We start from the raw sequence: 4,972 nt of genomic DNA on the forward strand, positions 1-4,972 counted from the left end.
GGATGCCGCCCGGGCCGCGGTGCGCTTGTCCGGGACCGACCTCGCCCCCGACTCCCCCACGGTCGTGAGCGGGTACTCCCAGGGCGGAGGCGCGGCCGCGGCCGCCGCCGAGATGCAGCCCCAGTACGCACCGGACCTCAACCTGGTGGGGATCGCCGTGGGCGCCCCGCCGTCGGACATGCTCGGCACCCTCGACCGCGTCGACGGCGGCGTCCTCACCGGGGCCGTCGGGTACGCCATCAACGGGATCCTGCAGGTGCACCCCGAGCTGCGTCCGGCGTTCGACCGGCAGCTCAACGACGAGGGCAGGCGCATGCTCGAGGTGACCTCGACGCAGTGCGTCGCCGAGACCGCGTTCGCCTACGGTCTGCGCCGGACCACCGAGTTCACCGCGCACGGCAACTCGCTGGCCGACGCCGCCCGGTCCGAGCCCGAGATTCTGCGGGTCCTCGAGGGCTACAACCTCGGCCGCGTGGCCCCCACGGTCCCCGCGATGGTCCTGATCGGGCGCAACGACGACGTGGTCCCCCACGACACCGCGGTCGACCTGGTGCGGGACTGGTGTGCCCGGGGCGCCACGGTGGAGCTGCGTACCGCGGAGCTACCGGCTCTCGCGCCGGGGCTGGTGATCGACCACGCCCTGCCGATGCTTGCCGAGCGCGCCACCAACGCGCGCTACCTCATGGACCGGGTGCACGGCCTGCCGGCCCCGGACTCCTGCGGCACCGTCTGACGCCGGACCACGGAGGGGACCGCCGGGTGGCGGGCCCCTCCGTCGTCCGTCAGGGCAGGTTGTGGTGGAAGGCCTGCTCCTGCGCGAGGCTGTCGATCCGCCAGCCCTCTGCGGTCCGGACGAACCCGAGCACGTACCAGAGCCCGTAGAAGAACACCTGCTGGTCCTTCTCCTCCACCGGCCGCAGGGCCATCGGGTTGAAGCACATGCAGCGTCCGGTCGCGGTGTCGCCGTCCAGGGTCACCGCGAGATTGCCCATCAGGTGCTGGGTGGAGGCGAAGATCGGCAGCATCTCCGCCAGCCAGGTGCGCACCGCCGGATAGTCGTCCGCGGGGCCGCCCGAGGCCTCGTAACTCACCCGGGCGTCCGGGGTGAACACCCTGTCCAGTCCGTCGAAGTCACGGGCGTCGATACAGGTCGCGTACCTGGTCACCAGGTCCTGGAGGTCCCAGCGATCGGACAGCTCGACCAGTGTTCGACTCATGCCCACTAGGCTAACGTGGCCCGCATGCAGTTCGAGCAGGAATCCCGCGCCCGCCAGGCGATAGAGCAGCTCAAGTACCGGTACTGGCGGGCCTGCGACGGCAAGGATCCGGAGGGGTTCCGGGCGTGCTTCGTCGCCGAGGGCGGCCTCCTGGACTTCGGCCCGCTCGGCCGCACCGACCCGGACACGATGGTCGGGATCTTCCGTCAGATCGCCCTGGCCACCGCCTCCGACGGCGGACCCCGCATCCTCGACATGCACCACGGCCTCATGCCCTCCATCGCTGTCGAGGACCCGGCGGACGGGGGCGCGCCGCGGCGCGCCACCGGCACCTGGACGTTGCAGTTCCGTCAGGTGGACCGGGAGAACGGCACCGAGACCCTCTCCACCGGCGAGTACTCCGATGTCTACGTGGTGGAGAGCGGCCGCTGGGCGATGGCCGAGTGCCTGTTCTCCCCGGGGTGGTCGATCACGCGCTCCCTCGACAGCGCGACCGTGACCTTTCCCGAGGTCCACACCGTCCGCGGAGACGAGACGGCAGCCGCGACCGCCGGGGTCGACTCGTGACCGCGCGCGTCGCCCTGGTCACCGGCGCCAGCCGCGGCGTCGGCAGGGGGGTGGCCACCGCACTCGCGCAGGCCGGGTGGACGGTCTACGTGACCGGCCGGTCCGCCGAGCGCCTGCAGGGCACGATCGACGCGGCCTCCGGCGCCCCGGGCGAGATCCGCCCACTCGAATGCGACCACTCCCGGGACGACGAGATCGTCGCCGTCGTCGCCCGGATCGCCGAGCAGGCCGGACGCCTGGACCTGCTGGTCAACAACGTGTGGACCAACCCCAAGGGCTTCATGGGGTTCAACGGCAAGTTCTGGGAGCGGCCCGCCGGCGACTGGGACGCCCTCATGGGCGTCGGTCTGCGCGCGCACTACGTCGCCAGCTGCGAGGCCGCCAAGGTGATGGTCCCGCAGGGGTCGGGCCTGATGGTCAACATCTCGTCCTTCGGGTCGCGCTCGCCGTTCCACACCGTGCTCTACGGGATGAGCAAGACCGCCCTGGACAAGATGGCCTCGGACATGGCGCACGAGCTCGTCGGGACCGGCGTGTCCACCCTGTCGCTGTGGCTCGGCCTCATCCGCACCGAACTCATCCTGTCGTTGGGGATGGACGACTTCAACGGCTTCCCCCTGGACCGGGCCGAGGACCCGACCTTCGTCGGCCGCGTGATCGCGGCACTGGCCGACGATCCGTCGCTGCCGGCGCTGAGCGGGTCCACGGTGATCACGGCCGAATACGGTCGCGAACACGGGGTGACGAACGACGACGGCGAGGTACCGCTGTCGCACCGGGGCGCCTTCGGCGGTGGTCCGCTCTTCCCGCCGGTGACGGACGAGCAGCTGGGGATCACGACGGTCGACGAGGTGGCCGAGGCCGGCGGGCACAACGGATTCGTGGGGAGGTGACGGTGTCTCCCCGAGGGATCGGCGAGTTCGACGACCCGCTGGAGCGCCTCGAACGCAACGAACGCCAGGCCAGCCAGGCCATCCGCTACGTCCTGCTGTCCGCCTCGGCCGTGGTCATCTTCGCGGTCGCGCTCGTCGCGGTGGGCGGCGGCATCGGCGAGGAGTGCACGGAACCCGGCGGCACGTGCCTGACCTCCGACCGGGTCGAGGTGGTGCTGCTGCCGCTTCTGCTGTCGGTGATCCTGTCCGTGACCGCGGGGGTCAAGACCTACCGGCGGTGGAAGCAGCACATCAGGTGGCGGCCGTGGCTGTTCGCCAGCTACGCCATGTGGATGATCACCACCACCTACCTGATCGGCTCGTCCTCGGCGGTGTTCGTGCAGGTGGGCTGACCCCTCCCCCCGACCGGGACCTCACACCGCCCGGTTCTCTCACCGCCCGGCCCTCACACCTCCCGGCCCTCTCACGGCACGATGTTGACCATCTTCCCCGGCACCACGATGACCTTCTTCGGGGTCGCCCCGGCGAGGTTGGCCTGCACTTTCTCGTCGGCCAGGGCCGCGGCCTCGACCTCGGCCGGTGAGGCGTCCGCCGCGACGGTGATGCGCGAGCGCACCTTGCCCTTGATCTGCACCGGGTACTCCACCGAGTCCTCGACCAGGTACGACTCGTCGTGCTCGGGGAACGGCCCGTGGGCCAGCGAGCCGGCGTGCCCGAGCCGCGACCACAGCTCCTCGGCCAGGTGCGGGGCGACGGGGGCCACCATGAGCACCAGTGGTTCGACGACCGACCGCGGCGCTCCCGGCCCCTCGGTCGGGTAGGCCTTGGTCAGGTGGTTGACGTACTCGATGAGCTTGGCGATCGCGGTGTTGTCGCGCAGCCCCGCGTAGTCGTCGCGGACCCCGGCGATGGCCTTGTGCAGCGCCTTGAGCACGTCCTGCGGCGGCTCCTCCTCGGTCACCCGGGCCTGTCCGGTCGACTCCTCGATCACCACGCGCCACAGCCGCTGCAGGAATCGGTGCGCCCCCACGACGTCCTTGGTGGCCCAGGGCCGTGAGGTGTCGAGCGGGCCCATGGACATCTCGTACACGCGCAGCGTGTCGGCGCCGTACTCGTCGCAGATCTCGTCGGGGGAGACGGAGTTCTTGAGCGACTTGCCCATCTTCCCGTACTCCTGGAACACCTCGGGAGCGTCGGGGGAGCCGTCGAGGTAGAACTTCCCGTCCCGCTCCTCTACATCTGCAGCGGGCACATAGACCCCGCGGGCATCGGTGTACGCGAACGCCTGGATATAGCCCTGGTTGAACAGCCTGCGGTAGGGCTCCTCGCTGGTCACGTGGCCGAGGTCGAACAGGACCTTGTGCCAGAACCGCGAGTAGAGCAGGTGCAGCACCGCGTGCTCGACTCCACCGACGTAGAGGTCCACTCCCCCGGGGTCGCCCTCGCCGTGGATCTCGGGCCGCGGCCCGGTCCAGTAGCGCTCGTTCTCCAGCGCGCACAGCTCGTCCGGGTTCGTGGGGTCGATGTACCGCAGCTGGTACCAGCTGGAGCCGGCCCAGTTGGGCATCACGTTGGCGTCGCGGGTGTAGGTCTGCACCCCGTCGCCGAGATCCAGCTCAACGGTCATCCACTCGGTGGCCTTGGCCAGCGGCGGGGAGGGCATCGAGTCGGCGTCGTCGGGGTCGAAGGACACGGGCTTGTAGTCCTCGACCTCGGGCAGTTCGACGGGCAACATCTCGTCGGGCAGCGCGTGCGGGACGCCGTCGGAGTCGTAGACCACGGGGAACGGCTCGCCCCAGTAGCGCTGGCGGGCGAAGAGCCAGTCCCGCAGCTTGTACTGGACGGTCCCCTCCCCCGTGCCCTCGCCCTCCAGCCAGGCGATGGTCGCGGCCTTGGCCTCGTCCACGCCCAGACCGTCGAGCGACAGCCCGCGCTCGTTGGTCGAGTTCACCGCCACGCCGTCACCCGCGTACGCCTCGGCCCGCACGTCCAGCTCGCGCCCGTCGGCCGGGGCCACCACCTGCACGATCGGCAGACCGAAGGCCGTGGCGAACTCGTGGTCCCGGGAGTCGTGGGCGGGCACGGCCATGATCGCCCCGGTGCCGTAACCCATCAGCACGTAGTCGGCCACAAACACCGGGACCTGCTCGCCGTTGACCGGGTTGACGGCGTAGGCACCGGTGAAGACGCCGGTCTTGTCCTTGTTCTCCTGGCGCTCCAGATCGGACTTGGTGGCGGCCCGGCGGCGGTACTCCCGCACGGCCTCGGCCGGCGAGGAGTGCCCGCCGGTCCAGC

General features: G+C 70.7%; 6 protein-coding genes. 4 read left to right on the forward strand and 2 right to left on the reverse strand.

The features are described from left to right. The coding region (locus G6020_RS04965) for a lipase family protein (RefSeq protein WP_241732579.1) at window positions 1–733 on the forward strand (733 nt) is incomplete at its 5' end. 49 nt (window positions 734–782) lie between these two features. On the opposite strand, the gene G6020_RS04970 is transcribed toward G6020_RS04965, so the two are convergent. Beyond that, complete coding sequence (locus G6020_RS04970; RefSeq protein WP_179523970.1) at window positions 783–1,217, reverse strand: nuclear transport factor 2 family protein; 435 nt, start codon at window positions 1,215–1,217, stop codon at window positions 783–785. A gap of 24 nt (window positions 1,218–1,241) precedes the next feature. Here G6020_RS04970 and G6020_RS04975 point away from each other — a divergent pair, with 24 nt between their 5' ends. The 3 genes from G6020_RS04975 to G6020_RS04985 are packed head-to-tail and all read left to right on the forward strand — an operon-like array spanning window position 1,242 to window position 3,069. After that, entirely contained in the window at window positions 1,242–1,784 is a 543-nt protein-coding gene (locus tag G6020_RS04975; protein WP_182609861.1) for a nuclear transport factor 2 family protein, read from the forward strand. Then, complete coding sequence (locus G6020_RS04980) at window positions 1,781–2,677, forward strand: SDR family NAD(P)-dependent oxidoreductase (RefSeq protein WP_182609862.1); 897 nt, start codon at window positions 1,781–1,783, stop codon at window positions 2,675–2,677. The genes G6020_RS04975 and G6020_RS04980 overlap by 4 nt, the downstream gene beginning before the upstream one ends. Then, on the forward strand, window positions 2,674–3,069 hold the full coding sequence (locus G6020_RS04985) for a hypothetical protein (protein ID WP_346995241.1): 396 nt from the start codon (window positions 2,674–2,676) through the stop codon (window positions 3,067–3,069). The genes G6020_RS04980 and G6020_RS04985 overlap by 4 nt, the downstream gene beginning before the upstream one ends. 71 nt (window positions 3,070–3,140) lie before the next feature. Here G6020_RS04985 and G6020_RS04990 read toward each other — a convergent pair. Further along, window positions 3,141–4,972, reverse strand: a 1,832-nt coding sequence (locus tag G6020_RS04990) for a class I tRNA ligase family protein (RefSeq protein ID WP_182609863.1), incomplete at its 5' end; no start/stop codon positions are given.

The sequence above is a fragment of the Dietzia sp. B19 genome (assembly GCF_014145155.1).
Lineage (GTDB): Bacteria > Actinomycetota > Actinomycetes > Mycobacteriales > Mycobacteriaceae > Dietzia > Dietzia natronolimnaea.

Excerpts from the sequence above, each read along its gene's own strand:
- G6020_RS04970 (WP_179523970.1), bottom strand. The coding sequence starts at position 1,217 with ATGAGTCGAACACTGGTCGAGCTGTCCGATCGCTGGGACCTCCAGGAC.
- G6020_RS04975 (WP_182609861.1), top strand. The coding sequence starts at position 1,242 with ATGCAGTTCGAGCAGGAATCCCGCGCCCGCCAGGCGATAGAGCAGCTC.